We start from the raw sequence: 19,166 nt of genomic DNA, 5'->3' as shown, positions 1-19,166 counted from the left end.
ACGTTGAACTTCAGAAGTCTCATGGTCGCTGCCTTGTTGATGTCCGCAGCCTTCACCGCTCAAGCCGAGCGGTTGAAGGACATCGCCAGTATTTCCGGCGTGCGGTCCAACCAATTGATCGGTTACGGCCTGGTGGTCGGGCTTAACGGCACCGGTGACCAGACGACCCAGACCCCGTTCACCCTGCAGACCTTCAACAACATGCTCTCGCAGTTCGGCATCAAGGTGCCGCCGGGTTCGGGCAACGTGCAGTTGAAGAACGTCGCGGCGGTGTCGATCAGTGCGGATTTGCCGGCGTTTGCCAAACCGGGTCAGCAGGTCGATATCACCGTCTCGTCCATCGGTAACTCCAAGAGCCTGCGCGGCGGCACCTTGCTGCTGACGCCGCTCAAAGGTATCGACGGCAACGTCTACGCCATCGCCCAGGGCAACCTGGTGGTGGGCGGTTTTGATGCGGAAGGTCGCGACGGGTCGAAGATCACCGTCAACGTTCCGTCGGCCGGTCGTATCCCAGGCGGTGCGTCGGTCGAGCGTTCGGTGCCGAGCGGTTTCAACCAGGGCAACAGCCTGACGTTGAACCTCAACCGTTCCGACTTCACCACCGCCAAGCGTGTGGTGGACAAGATCAACGACCTGCTCGGCCCAGGTGTCGCCCAGGCCATCGACGGCGGTTCGATCCGCGTCACCGCGCCACTGGATCCGAGCCAGCGGGTCGACTATCTGTCGATCCTGGAAAACCTTGAAGTCGATCCGGGCCAGGCGGTGGCGAAAGTCATCATCAACTCGCGCACCGGCACCATCGTGATCGGCCAGAACGTGAAAGTGTCCCCGGCCGCCGTGACCCACGGCAGCCTGACCGTGACCATCACCGAAGACCCGATCGTCAGTCAGCCCGGCCCTCTGTCCAACGGGCAGACGGCGGTCGTGCCGCGCTCGCGGGTCAACGCCCAGCAAGAAGCCAAGCCCATGTTCAAGTTCGGTCCGGGCACCACCCTCGACGAAATCGTGCGTGCGGTGAACCAGGTCGGCGCGGCGCCGGGTGACTTGATGGCCATCCTTGAAGCACTGAAACAGGCCGGCGCGTTGCAAGCCGACCTGATCGTGATCTGAGGACGACGACCATGGTGGATATGCGCAAAGGCGCTTTGGTCGGCACTGGCGATTCGGGTTCGTACTCGGACCTCAATCGCCTGAACCAACTGAAAGTCGGCGACAAGAACAGCGACAGCAACATGCGCAAAGTTGCGCAGGAATTCGAATCGCTGTTCCTCGGTGAAATGCTCAAGTCCATGCGCTCGGCCACCGACGAGTTGGGTAAGGACAATCCGCTCAACACGCCGGCCGCCAAGCAATACCAGGAAATGTCCGACCAGCAGTTGGCCGTTTCCATGTCCCGTGAGGGTGGCGGTATTGGCCTGGCCGACGTGTTGATGCGCCAGATGTCGAAGAACAAACCTCTGGCACCGGGTGAGGCGGCGGCCAATTCGGCGGCCAAGCAGGAAGCGGCGAAAGCCAAGGCCGAGGCAATCACCACCCCGGTGGCTGCCGGTACGACCGCCACCAATGGCCCGTTGTCGCGCCTTAATGGCGAGCGTCCGTTGTGGGCTTCGCGCGGGGTCAAGGCACCGACGGCGACCGCCGCTCACAGCAATGACGTGGCGCTGCTCAACCAGCGGCGCCTGGCCCTGCCACCGAAACTGGCGGATCGCTTGCTTGCCGGCCTGGTGCCGTCCACCGCGACCAGCACCACCGCTGCGGCCCCTCTCAAAAACCTGCTGCCTGAACGCGCCACCGCCACGACGACTGGCGCCGGCCCGCTGTACAACGGCGATTGGCTGGCCACGGCCACGGCAACGTCTACGGCGTCGAGCGGGCAGATGCAGATTTACGGTCGCGCCATGGCCCAGATTCCGTTGGCGCCGGCGAAAAAAGCGTTCAGCTCCGCCGACGAATTCGTCAACACCATGTTGCCGATGGCCAAAGAAGCCGCCGATCGCATCGGCGTCGATCCGCGTTACCTGGTGGCTCAGGCTGCCCTGGAAACCGGTTGGGGCAAATCGGTCATGCGCGCCCAGGATGGCAGCAGCAGTCACAACCTGTTCGGCATCAAGACCGGCAGCAGTTGGAAAGGCGATTCGGCGCGGGCGATCACCAGCGAATTCAGGGATGGCGCGATGGTCAAGGAGACGGCGGAGTTCCGTTCCTATGCCTCGTACAAGGACAGCTTCCATGACCTTGTGACTTTGCTGCAATCCAATAATCGCTATCAAGATGTGGTGAAGTCGGCCGATAACCCAGAACAGTTTGTGCGCGAGTTGCAAAAGGCCGGTTATGCAACCGACCCGAACTACGCCAACAAGATTTCGCAGATAGCCAAGCAGATGACGAGTTACCAAAACTACGCTGCGGCGGGCGCTTCCACCACGCCTCTATAGGCACAAGGCATAAGGTCTGAACCATGAGTTTGCTCAATATCGGGATGTCGGGTCTGGCGGCTAGCCAATCCTCCCTGGCTGTGACAGGCAACAACATTGCCAACGTCGACACCGCCGGTTATTCGCGTCAGCAAACCGTGCAGGGCACCAAGGCCTCGCAGCAGTACGGCAACGTCTTCATCGGCACCGGTACGACCCTGGCCGACGTGCGCCGGGTGTACAACTCCTACCTCGATTCGCAATTGCGCACTGCGACTTCGCTCAACAGCGAATCCGCCTCGTACCTGGCCCAGGCCACGCCGCTGGACGCCTCGCTGTCCGATACCAACACCGGCCTGACCGGCGTGTTGCAAAAATTCTTCACCTCCATGCAAGGCGTCTCGACCTCGGCGACCGACGACACTTCGCGCCAGGGCGTACTGACCGGTGCCCAGGCCTTGAGCGCCCGCTTCAACGCCCTTGCCAAGCAGTTGAACGACCAGAACACCACCGTCAACGGCAGCCTGGCGGACATGGCGGCCCAGGTGAACAAGTTGGCGACTTCTATTGCCAACCTGAACCAGAAGATCGGCGAAATCTCCACCAGCGGCGGCCAGCCGAACGACCTGCTCGACACCCGTAACGAAGCCGTGCGCCAACTGTCCGAAATGGTCGGTGCGCAGGTCGTCGAGCGCGGCACCAGCTACGACATCTATGTCGGCAGCGGCCAGCCATTGGTGATGGGCAACACCACCAACACATTGGAAACCGTGCCGAGCAAGGACGATCCGTCGCGCATGGGCCTGCAGATGAACCGCGGCTCCAGCACCATCGACATCACGTCCGTGGTGACCGGCGGCGAAATCGGTGGTTTGCTCACTTACCGCAAGGAAGTGCTCGACCCGTCGCTCAACGAACTGGGGCGCGTGGCCCTGGTGGTGGCCGACCAGATCAACAGCCAGCAAGCCCAGGGCATCGACAAGAACGGTGACTTCGGCGCGGCGATTTTCAACAACATCAACAGCGCCGCCCTGATCAGCCAGCGCAGCATCGGCCAGGCGGGCAACAGCGCCGGCTCGGGCAACCTCGATGTCACGATCAAGGACACCGGCAAGCTGACCACCAGCGATTATCAGGTGACCTTCACCAGCGCCACCGACTACAGCGTCAAGCGTTCCGACGGCACCGACATGGGCGCCTTCAGTACCTTGACCACGCCGCCACCGGTGATCGACGGCTTCAGCCTGTCGTTGAACGGCGGTGCGTTGAGCGCGGGCGACAGCTTCAAAGTCACGCCGACGCGTGGTGCCGCAGCCAGCATCCAGACCATACTGACCGACCCGAAGAAAGTCGCTGCGGCAGCGCCGTTGACCGGCGTGGCCAGCTCCAAGGCCACCGGCACCTACACCCAGCCGACGCTGACCAGCACCATCGATATCTACAACTCGACCAACCAGTCCGACATGCAGACCGGGCTCAAGTATTCGACGCCGGTCAAGATCACCTTCGGTGCGCCGAGCGGTGGCAGCCAGACTTACACGCTGAGCGACGCCCAAGGCAATCCGCTGGGCAGCGGCAGCATCGTTCCGGGGCAGAACAACACCCTGAACCTGAATGTGCCGATGGTCGACGCCAGCGGCAATCCGATCACCAGCGGTACGCCGCCGGTGCAGAAAACCTTCACCGTGCAGACCACCGTGGGTGGCTCGCCCGGCAACGGCGAAAGTTTCTCGATGTCCCTGACCGGCGCGGCGTCCTCGGACAACCGCAACGCCCAGGCGCTGGTCGGCCTGCAAACCAAACAGACCGTGGACACCGGTTCGGCGAGCAAGGGCATCAGCCTGACCGACGCCTACAACACCCTGGTGACCAACGTCGGCAGCAAGGCTGCCCAGGGCAAGTCCGACAGTGCTGCCACCACGGCGATCCTGACCCAGGCCAAAGGCGCCCGGGACTCGCTGTCCGGGGTCGACCTGGATGAAGAAACCGGCAACCTGGTCAAATACCAGCAGTACTACACCGCCTCTTCGCAGATCATCAAGGCTGCGCAGGAAACTTTCAGCACGCTGATCAACAGCCTTTAAGGAGTCGTAATTCATGCGCATTTCTACCGCCCAGTATTACGAGACAACCGCTGCCAACTACCAGCGCAACTTCAACAAGGCGATCGCGACCAGCAACGAAGCCAGCAGCCTGACGCGCGTCAACACCGCCGCCGATGATCCGATCGGTGCCGGTCGTTTGCTGCAGCTCGGCCAGCAGAGCGCGATGCTGGATCAGTACAACACCAACATCAGTTCGACCAAGAGCTCGTTGAGCCTGCAGGAAACCACCCTGGATTCCATTGGCACCGCGTTGCAGCGCGCCAAGGAAATCGGCCTCAGTGCCAACAACGGCATTGCCACCGATGCTGACCGCAAGGCCTTCGCAGCGGAATTGGGCCAGATCCAGCAGCAAGTACTGGGCCTGATGAACTCCAAGGATTCGTCCGGCAATTACCTGTTCTCCGGTTCGAAAACCGACACCCCGCCGTACTCGCAGAATTCCGACGGCACCTACACCTACAACGGTGACCAGACCAACATCAACCTGGGCATCGGCGACGGTTTGACCGTGGCCAGCAACACCACTGGCTGGGACGCGTTCCAGCAGACCATCAACACCAGCCGCACCCAGGTCGCCATGACCGTTCCGGCGGTGGATGATGGTCGCGTGGTCCTGTCCAACGGCCAGGTGACCAACAGCGCCACCTACGATTCCAAGTTCGCCGCCGGCCAGCCGTACACGGTCACCTTCCTGAGCAGCACTCAGTTGAAGATCACCGACGGACTGGGCAACGATGTCACGACCGAAGCCAGCCAGAACGGCGCCTTTAGCAACAGCAACGGCGCGAACCAAGTGGTCAATTTTCGCGGCGTCGACCTGAACCTGAACATCAACCTCAAGTCGGGCGATGTGGCGGACACGGTCATTGCCGGCCACACCTTCCAGTTGACGGCCAACCCGGACACCATCGGTGCCGTGCGCAGCGCCGGTAACCCGTCCACCGCCGTCATCACCGGTTCCAGCGTGACTGACCCGGTGGCCTACAACAAAGCCTTCCCGAACGGCGGGGCGGTCCTCAAGTTCACCAGCGCCACCGCGTTCGATTTGTACGCGGCGCCAGTGACGGCCGACAGTCGTCCGGTATCGTCGGGCGCCGTGGTGGCCGGACCTCCCTCCACCGCCACCGCAGCGGGCGTGACCTTCACCCTGGGCGGCGGCAGCGCACCGGCTGCCGGCGACCAGTTCGCCGTGCAGGCCAACGATCATCAGACCCAGAACGTGCTCGACACCCTGGGCAAGATGATCAACGCACTGAACTCGCCGGTTGACGGCAACACCGTGGCCAAACAGCAATTCCAGGCCGCCATGGATTCGGGCCTGGCGAATCTGGACAGCGCGAGCAACCAGTTGGGTTCCGCCGTTACTTCGATTGGTGCACGCGGTCAGTCGCTGGATGACCAGTCCACGACCAACGAGAGTCTGAGCCTGGCGAACACCGCCACCCAGGGCTCGATTCGTGACTCCGACCCTGCCGAAGTCATGACCCGCCTGACCCTGCAACAGACCATGCTGCAAGCCGCGCAATTGGCGTTCAGCAAGATCACGTCGCTGGGTCTGTTCAACAAGATCTGACCGTGGCCGGGCGCGCAAGCGCCCGGTGACCGCTGACCCTGCAATATCTACTGTCTTTTTCCGCGGTTCAAAGGGCTCGCTTTCCCGGGCGAGCTCTCGCCGCCTGCGAGTCCGCCGTGAATTCACTCCCTCTTGTCAGCCTTGTCATTCCCGCCTTCAACCCACGCTTTTTCAGTCGGGCGTTGCACAGTGCCGTGAGCCAGGGCTATGGCAATCTCGAGATCATTGTGTGCGACGACAGTCGTGGCACTGAAATCGAAGAGGCGGTCATTTCGGTGTCCGAACAAACCGGCGTGGCCGTGCACTACGTGCGCAATCCGCGAACCCTGGGCATGGTGGGCAACTTGCAGGCCTGCCTGGAACAAGCCCGGGGCGAGTTCATCAAGTTTCTGTGTGATGACGATCATCTGTTCACGGCCTGCGTCGAGCAACAGGCCCAGGAGCTGATGGCGCGCGATGAAGTGAGCCTGGTGCTGGCCCAGCGTCTGTTCTGGGACGCCGACGACATGCTGCTGCCGTCGCGCCTGGAAAACACATCGCTGTCCCCGGTGAGCGGCCTGTTCAAGGGCGACGACCTGCTGGCAATCTTCGAGAATTTCCCGGTCAACATCCTCGGTGGTTTCAGTAATGCGCTGTTCCGCCGGGCAGACGTGCTGGAATTGCTGCCCGCCCTGTCCGAGGCAGGCTTCGTGGCGACCCTCGATTTTGCCTTGTACGTGTGCCTGTTGCGGCGCGGCAATATGGTGATGTCCAACAACGTGCTCAGCGTCGAGCGCTTGTACCCGGAGCGCTTGAGTGCCCAGCAGGCGATGAAGGACGCGGTAGAGGTCGAGCGCGAATGGGTGTTGCAAATGCTCAAGGCCCGCAGCGGCGAGTCAGCCCCGGCGCCTGGCTGGGTGCGCTATCTGCCGTTGACCCGCACCGAAGAGTCGCCCCGGGTCTGGGAAGAACTGCCCCTGAGCCGAACCCTGGGCACCAAGCAAAGTGCTCAGGAATGGCTGGTGGGCATTGCCAGCAGCAGTTTTGCCGAACTTTATGCCCAATGGCTGGCGTGCCGTGTGCTCAACGAGGGTCAGCGCCTGCTGTTGCCGGACACCATTGCCGGTTGGACCCACACGCCGAAAATCGTCCCGGTCATCCTCGATGAGCTCGGCAGCCGCTCCGCGCTGGACCTGACGTTGCAGTCGCTCGCCGCCCAGGACTACGCGCCCGAGTTGACCCTGGTGTTGTCCGCTTCGTGCATCGAAGCCGCGCTGGAAGAACGGGTATTGCGTTTGCCGTTGCAAGAGGACTGGCTGGCGCAGGTCAATGAACTGTTGCCGCAGTTGCAAGGGGCTGACTGGTTCTACTTGTTGTGTGCCGGTGATCGCCTGGTGGCGCCGGCCTTGCTGGCCATGGCCGAGCGGATTGTCCTTTCGCCCGCGCTGACGTGCCTGTACAGCGATGAAGGCAGCTTGCGTCAGGGGGAATCGGCCGAGCCTGCATTCAAACCTGACTTCAACCTCGACCTGCTGCGCAGCTACCCTTACGTGGGCCGCGCCTTGGCATTCGAGCGTGAACGTTTCCTGGCCCTGGGCGGTTTCGATTCGGTGCATGGCGAGCTTGCGCCACACGATGTGCTCTGGCGCCTGGTGGAGCAGGACGGCACCCAAGTGATCGGGCACATCGCCGAAGTGCTGGTGGAATCGACGTTCGACCTGGCCAAGTGGCTGGCCCAGCCCGATGTGGTGGATAACAGCCCGTTGCTGCTGGACGCGCATTTGCAGCGTTTGGGCGTGCCCTATGAAAACCGCAGCGCCGAAGGCGAATTGATCAACCGTGTCGACTATCGGCACGGGGTACGGCCGCTGGTGTCGATCATCATCGTCAGCAAGGATCAGACCGTCGCGGTGCAGCGCTGCGTCGAAAGTCTGCTGGAGAAAACCGCCTACAGCGATTACGAGTTGTTGCTGGTCGACAATGGCAGCGAAAGCGCCGAGGCCCGTGCCTGGCTGGCCGGCATGGCAGGCTTGGGCAGCGAACGGATTCGCGTGTTGCCGTATCCGCAACAGGGCAATGCCGCGGCGCTGCATAACTTTGCGGTGAAGCAGACGGCTGGCGAGTACGTCCTGATGCTCAACCCGTACACGGTGATCACCCAGGGCGACTGGCTGGATGAGCTGCTCAATCACGCCCAGCGCCCGGAAGTCGGCGTGGTCGGTGCCAAGCTGTTCAACCCGGATGGCCGGGTGTTGCATGCGGGTCTGATCCTTGGCCTGCAAGGGCCGGCCGGCGTACCGTTTTATGGCGAGTCCTTGCAGGCGCCGGGCTACATGTTCCGTTTGCAGGTCGCGCACAACCTGAGTGCTGTCGGTGGCGATTGCCTGATGGTGCGCAAGGCTGTGTTTAATGCGGTCGGCGGGCTGGACGAGCAACACCTTGCGCACTCCCTCAATGAAGTGGACCTGTGCCTGCGTATCGGCCAGGACGGTTACCTGGTGGTGTGGACGCCCTACGCCAAACTGGCCCTGGGCGCACGTCCGGTGGTGGCCGCGCAGGACGGCGAGCAGGCGTTGCGCAGCCAGGAACAGGAAGAGTTTTATAAGCGCTGGCTGCCGGTTATCGCCCGTGACCCGGCCTACAACATCAACCTGTCATTGCAGGGGCTGGGCGGTTCAAGCTTCAGCCTTGAGCCGGGTTTGCGCACCGGATGGAGCCCTTTTTCCAAGGCGCAGTTGCCCAAGATCCTTGCTGTGCCGATCAACGCCTCCGCGATCGGTCATTACCGCGTGACCCAGCCGATGATCGAGCTGGAAGCCGCAGGCCGGGCCGAAGGGCGGATTCACTACAACATGCCGTCGATGATTGAGATCGAGCGCCAGTCGCCTGACGTGATCATCCTGCAGGGGCGTTACTCCGAAGGCACGATCAACGAAATCGTGCCGCTGCAAACTTACTCCAATGCCCGGCGGATCTACGAGCTGGACGACTACGTGATTCACGTTCCCCATCGCAACGCGCACATCCGCAACATGCCGAACAAGGACGAAATGGAGCGCCTGGTACGCCGCGCCATCGGTATGTGCGACCGCGTGGTGGTCTCCACCGAGGCCCTGGGTAATGCGCTGTCGGACATGCATCAAGACATTCGGGTAGTGCCGAACATGCTGTCCCGACACCTGTGGAATGACATGCGCAGCCAGCGCCGCACCTCGAAAAAGCCTCGGGTCGGCTGGGGCGGAGGCACCAGTCACCACGGCGACCTGGCGGTGATTGCCGAGGTGGTCCGCGAACTGGCCAATGAAGTCGACTGGGTGTTTTTCGGCATGTGCCCGGATGATTTGCGTCCGTACATGCATGAATTCCACGGCGTGATCGGGCTGGATGTCTATCCGGCGAAACTGGCCAGCCTGAACCTCGACCTCGCGTTGGCACCGCTTGAGTTCCACATTTTCAACGACTGCAAGAGCAACCTGCGCCTGCTGGAATACGGCGCGTGCGGCTACCCGGTGATCTGCACCGACACCGAGGCCTACCGCGGGTATCTGCCGTGCACCCGGATCAAGACCAATAGCACCGACGAATGGCTGCAAGCCATCCGCATGCACCTGGCCGACCCGGACGCCAGTTACCGCATGGGCGATCAATTGCGCGAAGTGGTGCTGCGCGACTATGTGTTGCGCGGCGACAACCTGCGTTACTGGGAGAACGGTTGGTTGGCGGACTGATTGTCATGCCCTTCCAAAAAAACAGGCGACGTTGAGTCGCCTTTTTTTTTGCCCGACATTCAAGCATCCGGTTCCAGTGGCCGATAGTTGCCCATGGATTTGGTTTTTTTCACACCACGGCAAGGAAGAAGACATGACAGTTATTAACGGAACAAACGGCACGGATACGCTGATCGGTAGCAATGAGGATGACGTGATCAATGGACGGCGCGGCGATGACATCCTGATCGGCGGCGCCGGCGCGGACCAGCTCGACGGTGGTGCCGGGTTTGATACGGCTGATTATTCCTGGTCTTCGGCCGGCATCAATATCGACCTGCGCAGCGGCGTCAGCCAGCCCGGGACCGGCGGCGATGCCGAAGGCGACACGCTGAGGAATATCGAGAAGGTCATTGGCAGTGATTACGATGACACCTTCACCACCACATTGGGCAGCCGGACCCTTGAAGGCGGTCGGGGCAACGACACCTACATCGTCAATGCCGGCGGCACGAAAATCATTGAAGAGAGCGGCTGGGCGGGTGGTTATGACGATCAGGTCCTGACCAACCAGAGCCACTACACCCTGGATGCCAACATCGAACGCCTGACCTACACCGGCACCGGCAAATTCACCGGTTATGGCAACGCCAGCGATAACGTGATCACCGGCGGGGCCGGCAATGACGTGCTGCTGGGCGGCGGCGGGGCCGACCATTTGATCGGCGGCGCAGGGTGGGACACCGCGAGCTACACCGACAGCACCGAGGGTCTGACTTTCGATCTGAAGTACGGCTCCAACACCTCCGGAATCGCCGTTGGCGACACCTTCACCGATATCGAAGCGATCCGTGGCTCGAACCACGACGACGTGTTTATGAACGTTGGAAATTTCAAGGCCCTGGACGGTGCCGGTGGTTTTGACACGGTGGACTACTCGATGTCGGAAGCGGCGGTCACCCTCGACATCCGCAATGGCACGAGCAAGCCCGGGATTGGCGGTGATGCCGAAGGCGTTACGCTGAAAAACATCGAGCACATCGTTGGCACCATCTGGGGCGACACCTACGTGGTCAACACCCCTGGCGTCACGATTTCCGAGCAGGGCTTCGGGTCGGGCATCGACGAAATTCGTACCGGCCTGGGTTCCTACACCATGGACGCCAACATCGAGTCGCTGACCTACACCGGGAAGGGCTCGTTCACCGGTTATGGCAATGCCGGCGACAACACCATCACCGGCGGCACCGGTAACGATGTGCTGGTGGGCGGGGAGGGCGCGGACCACTTGATCGGCGGCGCCGGCCTGGACACTGCGAGCTATGCCGACAGCACCGAGGGTGTAACGGTTGATCTGATCTCCGGGCAACTGAACACCGGCGTGGCGGAGGGTGATACCTACGCCGGTATCGAGCTGATCCTGGGTTCGAACTTCGATGACTTTTTCCGAGCCAATGACTTACCGATCGGCTTCGATGGCGGGGCCGGTTTCGATACCGTGGATTACTCCTGGTCCAATGGCGCAGTGAACGTCGATATCCGCGAAGGGGTCGGCATGCCCGGCGTCGGCAACGGAGCAGAAGGCGACACCCTGGCCAATGTAGAAAAAGTCATTGGTTCGTTCGACGCCGACACTTTCACCAGCTCCATCGGCGGCGTGACGTTCGAAGGTGGCCGCGGCAACGACATCTACAACATCAACGCCGAGGGCGTGAACATCATCGAAGAGGACTTTCTCGGCGGTTACGATGAAGTACGCACGAGCCTCGCAGTGACGCACTTGGACTCGTTCATCGAAAAAATGACCTACACCGGCACCGGTGACTTCACCGGTTTTGGCAATGACCTGGAGAACACCCTCACGGGCGGCGCGGGTAACGACGTGCTGTTTGGCGGCGGTGGCCCGGACCTTTTCATTGGTGGCGAAGGCGTGGATACCGTCAGCTATGCCGACAGCGAGGTGGGGGTCAGCATTGATCTGCAGGCGCGGCAGAATTCCGGTATCGCCGAAGGTGACCATTATTGGGATATTGAGATCTTGCGTGGCAGCCACTTCAACGACACGCTGACAGGTAACAGCCTGGCAAGTAATTACTTTGAAGGCGGCCTGGGCGATGACGTCATCCAGGGTGGCTGGGCCGCCGATCACCTTTATGGGGGTTTTGGGCCGGTCAACGGGCCTTCGAACGAGATCGATACGGGCAATGTTGCCCAGGCCGACATGCTGTATGGCGGCGCAGGCGACGACATCATTGTCACCGCCGTAAACGATCGGGGCAGCGTTGCCTATGGCGACGGTGGTAATGACCACATCACCGTGGCCCACGGCACTGCCGACGGTGGTGGAGACGATGATGTGTTGACCGGCACCGCTGACAGCTATGTGCTGCTGGGCGATATTGGCTTTGATCAGTTGATCATGAACGCCAGCGGCTTCGCCAATGGTGGGGAGAACGACGACACCTACATCGTCAACACCAGCAACCTGGTAACGATCCGTGATGACGGCCATGACATGTTCGGCAATGACACGCTGATCCTGAACAACGTCGCCAGCGCCGCCGACCTGAGCGTCACGCGGGTGGGGGATGATCTCTACCTCGGCAACGCCAACCCGACGTCGGGCGCGGTTCCGGATAACGGCGTGAAACTCCAGGATTGGTTCGCCGGTTTTGCCACCATCGAACACATCCAGACCGCTGATGGCCAGGCCTTCAACCTGCCGACCGGCGCTGATGGGTTTGCCATGTTCGGCTAATCCCACGATCCCCAGCCAAGCACCACCCCCTTGTGGGAGCGGGCTTGCTCGCGAAAGCGGAGTGTCAGTGACATTGATGCTGACTGACACACCGCTTTCGCGAGCAAGCCCGATCCCACAGGTTCTCTCCCTTCGGCGCCTTCTGGGCTCACAGAGCTGGCGCGTTTCCTGCAAGTCCCCCTTCATATCGCCATAAAACGAGCACTTGCGCCTCGGCGGGCAGTGCATACAGCGGCGTTGAGCGTTTTATCCAGAAGGCCGGCAAAAGCTTGATACAGCTTGGCCGGGCCCTGTGACGAACAAGAGGGGAAGAGGATGAAGGCAGTTATTTTGGCGGGTGGCCTGGGCACGCGAATCAGCGAAGAGTCGCACCTCAAGCCCAAGCCGATGATCGAGATCGGCGGCAAGCCAATTCTCTGGCACATCATGAAGCAGTACTCCGCGCACGGAATCCACGATTTCGTGATTTGCCTTGGCTACAAGGGCTACGCGATCAAGGACTTCTTCGCCAACTACTTCCTGCATACCTCCGACGTCACCTTCGACATGTGCAACAACCGCATGGACGTTCACCAGAACTACAGCGAACCGTGGCGCGTGACCCTGATCGACACCGGTGAAGACACCATGACCGGCGGCCGTTTGCGCCGCGCCGCGCGTTATCTGGAAGGCGAACAGGCCTTCTGCTTCACCTACGGCGATGGCGTTTCGGACCTCAATATCGGTGCGCTGGTGGACTTTCACCTGGCCCACGGCAAGCTCGCCACCGTCACTGCCGTGCAACCGCCGGGACGCTACGGCGCCCTGGAGCGCGACGGGGACAGCGTCAAAGGTTTCATCGAGAAGCCGCGTGGTGACGGCGGCTGGATCAATGGCGGCTTCTTTGTCCTGTCGCCGAAAGTCTTGCCCTACATCGCCGATGATCAGACTTCCTGGGAAGCCGAGCCCCTGGCGGCATTGGCCAGCGAAGAGCAATTGCAGGCCTTCCAGCACGACGGCTTCTGGCATCCGATGGACACCCTGCGTGACAAGAACCACCTCGAAGCCTTGTGGCAGAGCGGGGAGGCCCCATGGAAGCAATGGGTCTGAGCCCGGAATTCTGGCGCGGCAAGCGAGTCCTGCTGACCGGCCACACCGGTTTCAAAGGCAGTTGGTTGACGCTGTGGCTGCAAAGCCTCGGCGCCGAAGTCAGTGGGTTTGCTCTGGATCCGTCCACCGAACCGAGCCTGTTTGAACTGGCGCGGGTTCACGAAGGCATCAACGATCAGCGCGGCGACTTGCGTGACCTCGGTGCGCTGCTGGAACTGATCGCCGAGACCCAACCGGAAATCGTCCTGCACCTGGCAGCCCAGCCGCTGGTGCGCGAAGGCTATCGCGATCCGTTGGGCACTTACTCCAGCAACGTCATGGGCACCCTCAACCTGCTGGAAGCGATTCGTCAGGTGGGCGGTGTGCGTGCCTGCGTGCTGGTGACTACGGACAAGGTCTACGCCAACAAGGAATGGCTGTGGCCATACCGCGAGGACGAAGCCCTCGGCGGCCACGACCCTTACAGCAGCAGCAAGGCTTGCTGCGAATTGCTGGCGCAGTCCTACGCCGCGTCGTTCTTCCCGGCGGACAAGCATGCCGAGCACGGTCTGGCCCTGGCCACGGCGCGGGCCGGCAACGTGCTGGGCGGCGGTGATTTTGCCCCGGAGCGCTTGATTCCCGACGTGCTCAAAGCCTGGTCCGCCGACGAACCGGTGACCCTGCGCTACCCCCAAGCCGTGCGCCCTTGGCAACACGCGCTGGAGCCGCTGGCCGGCTACCTGCAACTGGCCGCCGGCCTCTACGAACAAGGCCCGGAATACGCCGGTGCGTGGAACTTCGGCCCAAGCGAAGCGGACATGTGCAGCGTCGGCGAAGTGGTCGAATTGCTCGCCAGTCGCTGGCCGCAAGCCCGTGGCCTGCGCATCGAACCGAGTGATTTGCATGAGGCCGGCCTGCTGCGCCTGGACAGCAGCCGCGCCCGTCAACTGCTGGGCTGGCAACCGCGCTGGTCGTTGCAGCAATGCCTGACCCAGACCCTCGACTGGCACATGGCGTGGCAAAACGGCGACGACATGCGCGCCATTACCCTTGGCCAGTTGAACCTGTACCGAGGCGCGCTGTGAGCGAATTTCTAGTGAAAGCGTTGCCGCTGAACGGCTTGTTCAGCGTGCAGCACAAACGCTTTGAAGATGATCGTGGACACTTCGCACGGCTGTTCTGCGAAGGCAGCCTGAGCGCGTTCGGCCAGGCGTTTCATATCCGCCAGATCAACCATTCCTGCACCCGCGCGCGGGGCAGTGTGCGTGGCTTGCATTACCAGAACGCCAACGCCCCGGAAGCCAAATTGATCACTTGCCTGCGCGGTGAAGTCTGGGACGTGGCGGTGGATTTGCGCCCCGACTCCGAAACCTTTCTGCACTGGCACGCCGAGCACCTGCGCGCCGGTGACGGTCGCAGCCTGTTGATCCGGGCCGGGTTCGCCCACGGTTTCCAAACCCTCACCGATGACGCCGAGTTGCTCTACCTGCACAGCGCCGATTACGCGCCGGCCCATGAGGGCGGTTTGTCGGTGAACGATCCACGCCTGGCGATTGCCTGGCCGTTGCCTGTCAATAATCTGTCAGCCCGGGACGCCAGCCATCCCGTGCTCGATGAACACTTCGCCGGAGTGCGTCTATGAATTGCCGTGGTTGCGCTACGCCGCTGGCCTTGCCGCTGATCGACCTCGGCACGTCGCCGCCGTCCAACGCCTACGTGCGTGCCGATCAACTCGAGCAGGCCGAGCAGTGGGTGCCGTTGAAAGTCGCGGTGTGCCAGCAATGCTGGCTGGTGCAGACCGAGGATTACACCAGCGCCGACAGCCTGTTCGACGCCGAGTATGCGTATTTCAGTTCGTTCTCCAGCACGTGGCTGGCCCATGCCGAGCGCTATGTGACCGGGATGGTCGAGCGCTTTGGTTTGAGCGCCGACAGCCGCGTAGTGGAAATCGCCGCCAATGACGGTTACTTGTTGCAGTACGTCGCCGGGCGCGGCATCCCGTGCCTGGGCGTCGAGCCGACCCGCAGCACCGCCCAGGCTGCGCGGGACAAGGGCCTGGAAATCCGTGAGTTGTTCTTCGGTCGCGACACCGCGTCGCAACTGGTCACTGAAGGCTGGTCCGCCGACCTGATGGCCGCCAATAACGTGCTGGCCCACGTGCCGGACATCAATGATTTCCTCGGCGGTTTTGCGACCCTGCTCAAACCGACGGGCGTGGCGACGTTCGAATTTCCGCAACTGCTGACGCTGATGGCCGGCCAGCAGTTCGACACGCTGTATCACGAACACTATTCCTACCTGTCCCTGACCGCCGTGCAAACCCTCTGCGCGCGCAATGGCCTGGAAGTGTTCGACGTCAGTCAGTTGTCGACCCATGGCGGTTCGCTGCGGGTGTTCGTGCAGCGCCTCGATGGCGAACGTCGTGACGTGCAACCGGCGGTGCAACAACAGTTGCAAGCCGAACTTGCGGCAGGCGTGAAAACCCCCGAGTACTACACAACCCTGGCGCCAGCGGCCGAACGCATCAAGCACGAACTGCTGCGCTTTCTGTTGCAGGCCAAGGCCGACGGCAAACGCGTGGTCGGTTACGGCGCGGCAGCCAAGGGCAACACCTTACTCAACTACGCCGGGGTCAAGCCGGACCTGCTAGCCTGGGTCGCCGATGCCAACCCGCACAAGCAGGGCAAGTACCTGCCGGGGAGCCGCATTCCGATTGTTTCGCCGGCGCAGATTGACCTCGAAAAACCCGATTACGTGCTGGTCCTGCCCTGGAACCTGCTGCACGAAGTCAGTCAGCAACTGGCCCAGGTGCGTCAGTGGGATGGCCGTTTCGTGATCGCCGTGCCCGAGTTGACCGTCCTGTGAAGGTGCTGGTCAGCGGCGCAACCGGGTTCGTCGGCCGGCATCTGGTCGCGGCGTTGCTCGCCCGTGGCTGTGAAGTCCGCGCCGTGGCGCGCAATGCCGAGACCGCTGTGGGTTTGCCGTGGATCAATGACGTGGAATTCATCGCGGCGGATATTCACGCTGCCGATCTGGACATTGGCGCGCTGACCGAGGGCGTCGATGCCTTGGCGCATCTGGCCTGGCCCGGTTTGCCGAACTATCAGGCGCTGTTCCATTTCGAGCACAACCTGATGGCCGATTACCGGTTCATCAGGGGCGCGGTCGAGGCGGGGGTATCGCAGGTATTGGTCACCGGCACCTGTTTTGAATACGGCATGCAGAGCGGACCGCTCACCGAGCAGACCGCGCCGCAGCCGGGTAATCCTTACGGCTTGGCCAAGAACACCCTGCGCCTGTTTCTGGAAAATTTGCAGCGGGTTCAGCCGTTCACCTTGCAGTGGGCGCGGCTGTTCTATCTGCACGGCGAAGGCCAGAACCCCAGCAGTTTGCTGGCGGCGCTGGACCGGGCGATCGATGCCAGGGACGCCACGTTCAATATGTCGGCTGGCGAACAGTTGCGCGATTACCTGGCCATCGACGTCGCGGCGGGTTACCTGGCGGCGATCCTGCAACAGCGGGATTTCAACGGGGTGGTCAATTGTTCCAGCGGCCAGCCGATATCGGTCAGGACACTGGTGGAACAGCGATTGCGCGAACGCGGCGCGTCCATTGGTTTAAACCTCGGCCACTATCCATACCCGACCCACGAACCGATGGCGTTCTGGGGCGTGGCGGACCGTTTGCAGCAGCTACTGGGAGGCAATCATGAAGCATGAGTTGTATCGGGTCGCCGACCTGCCGGTGTTGCAGAATCGCACCTTCGCCGACCCGCAATCGGCCCGTGCCTCGGCCTGCGCCGACATGGTGCTGGTGCAGGATGAACAGAGCGGGTTGATCTTCAACGACGCCTTCGACGCCGACAAGCTCAGCTACGACGCCGACTACCAGAACGAACAGGCCCATTCCGGCCAGTTCCAGCAGCACCTGAGCGACGTGGAAGGGATCATCGCCCGTCACTTCAAGGGCCAGGAACTGATCGAAGTCGGCTGCGGCAAAGGCTACTTTCTCGAACTCCTCAAAGGCCTGGGTTACGCCATCACCGGCATCGACCCGGCTTACGAAGGCAGCAATGCCGACGTGATCAAGGCCCCGTTCACCCGCGGCCTGGGGCTGGCGGCAGACGCTATCGTGCTGCGCCATGTGCTGGAACACATCCAGGACCCGGTGAATTTCCTCGCGCAGATGGCCGAGGCCAACCAGGGCGGGCAGATCTACATCGAAGTGCCGTGCTTCGACTGGATCCTGGAGCACCGCGCCTGGTTCGACCTGTTCTACGAACACGTCAATTATTTCCGCCTCGATGACCTGCGCCGGATGTTCGGCACCGTGCACGAGGCCGGTCACCTGTTCGGTGGCCAATACCTGTACATCGTCGCCGACCTGTCGACCCTGCGCCTGACCCCGGAACAACCGGTGCCGCGCCTGGAACTGCCAGACAATTTCACCAGCAGCCTCAAGCGTGCGGTGCAGATTATTCAGGCGAATCCAGAGCAAGGTTCGGCCATCTGGGGCGCGTCGTCCAAAGGCGTGATCTATTCGCTGTTCCTGCAACGGGCCGGCGTGGCGGTGGATCGCGTGGTGGACATTAACCCGGCCAAACAGGGACGTTACCTGCCCCTGAGCGGTGTGCGGGTGTCTTCGCCCCAAGAGGCCATGGACGCGTTGCCCGAAGGCGCCAACCTGTTTGTGATGAATTCCAACTACCTCGAAGAAATCAAGCGGATGACCGGTGGACGCTACGTCTATCACGCCGTAGACAGCGCTTCGTTCCAGTGACTATTGAGACTTATAAAATGACCGACAACACCATCAATAAAGCCTTCGAAGCTGAGTGCCAGGCAGAAATCGCACGTCAGGGCGATGACCAGAAACTCACCGGCCTGGCCCGGGATTTCTTCAACGAATCGGCCAAGCACAAGTACAGCTACCATTTCTCGTGGATGGGCCGTCCGATCATCCAGTTGCCGCAAGACATGATGGCGATGCAAGAAATCATCTGGAACGTCAAACCGGACCTGGTGATTGAATGCGGTATCGCCCACGGTGGCTCGATCATCTACTACGCGTCCCTGTTGGAGTTGCAAGGTCACGGCGAAGTTTTGGGCATCGACCTGGACATCCGCCCGCACAACCGCGAAGCCATAGAAAGCCACCCGATGAGCAAGCGCATCAAGATGATCGAAGGTTCGAGCATCGACCCGGCCATCGCCGCTCAGGTCCGCGCGGCGGCCGAGGGCAAGAAAGTCATCCTGGTGCTCGATTCCAACCACACCCACGACCACGTCCTGGAAGAGCTGCGTCTCTACGCACCACTGGTTTCCATCGACAGCTACTGCGTGGTGATGGACACCGTGGTTGAAGACATGCCGGCCGATTTCTTCCCGGACCGTCCATGGGGCCCGGGCGACAACCCGAAAACCGCCGTGTGGAAATACCTGGAAGAGAACAAGGATTTCGAGATCGATCAGCAGATGCAAAACAAGCTGCTGCTCACCGTGGCGCCGGACGGCTACCTGCGTCGCGTTCGTTAATTTCGGCACATCATTAAGCGTTAACCAG

Annotated in this window: 13 protein-coding genes; all 13 read left to right on the top strand. The window is 61.7% G+C overall.

Annotation, left to right across the window (positions count from 1 at the left end):
• The first annotated feature begins 21 nt into the window (after positions 1-21).
• The 13 genes from BK665_RS24870 (at position 22) to BK665_RS24810 (ending at position 19,138) form a co-directional block, all read left to right on the top strand.
• A complete protein-coding gene (locus BK665_RS24870) occupies positions 22-1,110 on the top strand; it encodes a flagellar basal body P-ring protein FlgI (RefSeq protein ID WP_054049260.1) in 1,089 nt (362 codons plus the stop codon).
• A gap of 14 nt (positions 1,111-1,124) precedes the next feature.
• A complete protein-coding gene (gene flgJ / locus BK665_RS24865) occupies positions 1,125-2,435 on the top strand; it encodes a flagellar assembly peptidoglycan hydrolase FlgJ (RefSeq protein ID WP_123409246.1) in 1,311 nt (436 codons plus the stop codon).
• A 23-nt stretch (positions 2,436-2,458) separates the two neighbouring features.
• Complete coding sequence (gene flgK / locus BK665_RS24860) at positions 2,459-4,498, top strand: flagellar hook-associated protein FlgK (RefSeq protein WP_123409215.1); 2,040 nt, start codon at positions 2,459-2,461, stop codon at positions 4,496-4,498.
• Positions 4,499-4,511: 13 nt separating this feature from the next.
• Positions 4,512-6,092: a flagellar hook-associated protein 3 gene (locus BK665_RS24855; protein WP_123409214.1), complete on the top strand. Its 1,581-nt coding sequence runs from the start codon at positions 4,512-4,514 to the stop codon at positions 6,090-6,092.
• 116 nt (positions 6,093-6,208) lie between these two features.
• Positions 6,209-9,799 (top strand): glycosyltransferase, encoded by a 3,591-nt coding sequence (locus BK665_RS24850; protein ID WP_123409213.1) that lies wholly within the window; start codon positions 6,209-6,211, stop codon positions 9,797-9,799.
• Positions 9,800-9,932: 133 nt separating this feature from the next.
• On the top strand, positions 9,933-12,536 hold the full coding sequence (locus tag BK665_RS24845) for a beta strand repeat-containing protein (protein ID WP_123409212.1): 2,604 nt from the start codon (positions 9,933-9,935) through the stop codon (positions 12,534-12,536).
• Between the two features lie 315 nt (positions 12,537-12,851).
• Positions 12,852-13,625, top strand: a complete 774-nt coding sequence (rfbF, locus tag BK665_RS24840) for a glucose-1-phosphate cytidylyltransferase (protein ID WP_123409211.1) — start codon at positions 12,852-12,854, stop codon at positions 13,623-13,625.
• Entirely contained in the window at positions 13,607-14,689 is a 1,083-nt protein-coding gene (rfbG, locus tag BK665_RS24835; protein ID WP_123409210.1) for a CDP-glucose 4,6-dehydratase, read from the top strand. Before rfbF ends, rfbG begins: the two co-directional genes overlap by 19 nt.
• On the top strand, positions 14,686-15,246 hold the full coding sequence (locus tag BK665_RS24830; protein ID WP_123409209.1) for a dTDP-4-dehydrorhamnose 3,5-epimerase family protein: 561 nt from the start codon (positions 14,686-14,688) through the stop codon (positions 15,244-15,246). The genes rfbG and BK665_RS24830 overlap by 4 nt, the downstream gene beginning before the upstream one ends.
• Positions 15,243-16,469: a class I SAM-dependent methyltransferase gene (locus BK665_RS24825; RefSeq protein WP_123409208.1), complete on the top strand. Its 1,227-nt coding sequence runs from the start codon at positions 15,243-15,245 to the stop codon at positions 16,467-16,469. Before BK665_RS24830 ends, BK665_RS24825 begins: the two co-directional genes overlap by 4 nt.
• Positions 16,466-17,323: an NAD-dependent epimerase/dehydratase family protein gene (locus BK665_RS24820; protein ID WP_123409207.1), complete on the top strand. Its 858-nt coding sequence runs from the start codon at positions 16,466-16,468 to the stop codon at positions 17,321-17,323. Before BK665_RS24825 ends, BK665_RS24820 begins: the two co-directional genes overlap by 4 nt.
• A complete protein-coding gene (locus tag BK665_RS24815; RefSeq protein ID WP_123409206.1) occupies positions 17,313-18,383 on the top strand; it encodes a class I SAM-dependent methyltransferase in 1,071 nt (356 codons plus the stop codon). The genes BK665_RS24820 and BK665_RS24815 overlap by 11 nt, the downstream gene beginning before the upstream one ends.
• Before the next feature lie 17 nt (positions 18,384-18,400).
• Entirely contained in the window at positions 18,401-19,138 is a 738-nt protein-coding gene (locus BK665_RS24810; protein WP_123409205.1) for a cephalosporin hydroxylase family protein, read from the top strand.
• The last annotated feature ends 28 nt before the right edge of the window (positions 19,139-19,166 follow it).

The organism is Pseudomonas frederiksbergensis, assembly GCF_003732665.1.
GTDB lineage: Bacteria > Pseudomonadota > Gammaproteobacteria > Pseudomonadales > Pseudomonadaceae > Aquipseudomonas > Aquipseudomonas frederiksbergensis_G.
Note: the sequence above shows the minus strand (reverse complement) of the source record. Positions and strands in the feature narration are given on the sequence as shown.

What these genes read in the sequence shown, in the direction of transcription:
- flgK (WP_123409215.1), top strand. Translation starts at nt 2,459, where the DNA reads ATGAGTTTGCTCAATATCGGGATGTCGGGTCTGGCGGCTAGCCAATCC.
- BK665_RS24825 (WP_123409208.1), top strand. Translation starts at nt 15,243, where the DNA reads ATGAATTGCCGTGGTTGCGCTACGCCGCTGGCCTTGCCGCTGATCGAC.
- rfbF (WP_123409211.1), top strand. Translation starts at nt 12,852, where the DNA reads ATGAAGGCAGTTATTTTGGCGGGTGGCCTGGGCACGCGAATCAGCGAA.
- BK665_RS24855 (WP_123409214.1), top strand. Translation starts at nt 4,512, where the DNA reads ATGCGCATTTCTACCGCCCAGTATTACGAGACAACCGCTGCCAACTAC.
- rfbG (WP_123409210.1), top strand. Translation starts at nt 13,607, where the DNA reads ATGGAAGCAATGGGTCTGAGCCCGGAATTCTGGCGCGGCAAGCGAGTC.
- BK665_RS24815 (WP_123409206.1), top strand. Translation starts at nt 17,313, where the DNA reads ATGAAGCATGAGTTGTATCGGGTCGCCGACCTGCCGGTGTTGCAGAAT.
- BK665_RS24870 (WP_054049260.1), top strand. Translation starts at nt 22, where the DNA reads ATGGTCGCTGCCTTGTTGATGTCCGCAGCCTTCACCGCTCAAGCCGAG.
- BK665_RS24810 (WP_123409205.1), top strand. Translation starts at nt 18,401, where the DNA reads ATGACCGACAACACCATCAATAAAGCCTTCGAAGCTGAGTGCCAGGCA.
- BK665_RS24845 (WP_123409212.1), top strand. Translation starts at nt 9,933, where the DNA reads ATGACAGTTATTAACGGAACAAACGGCACGGATACGCTGATCGGTAGC.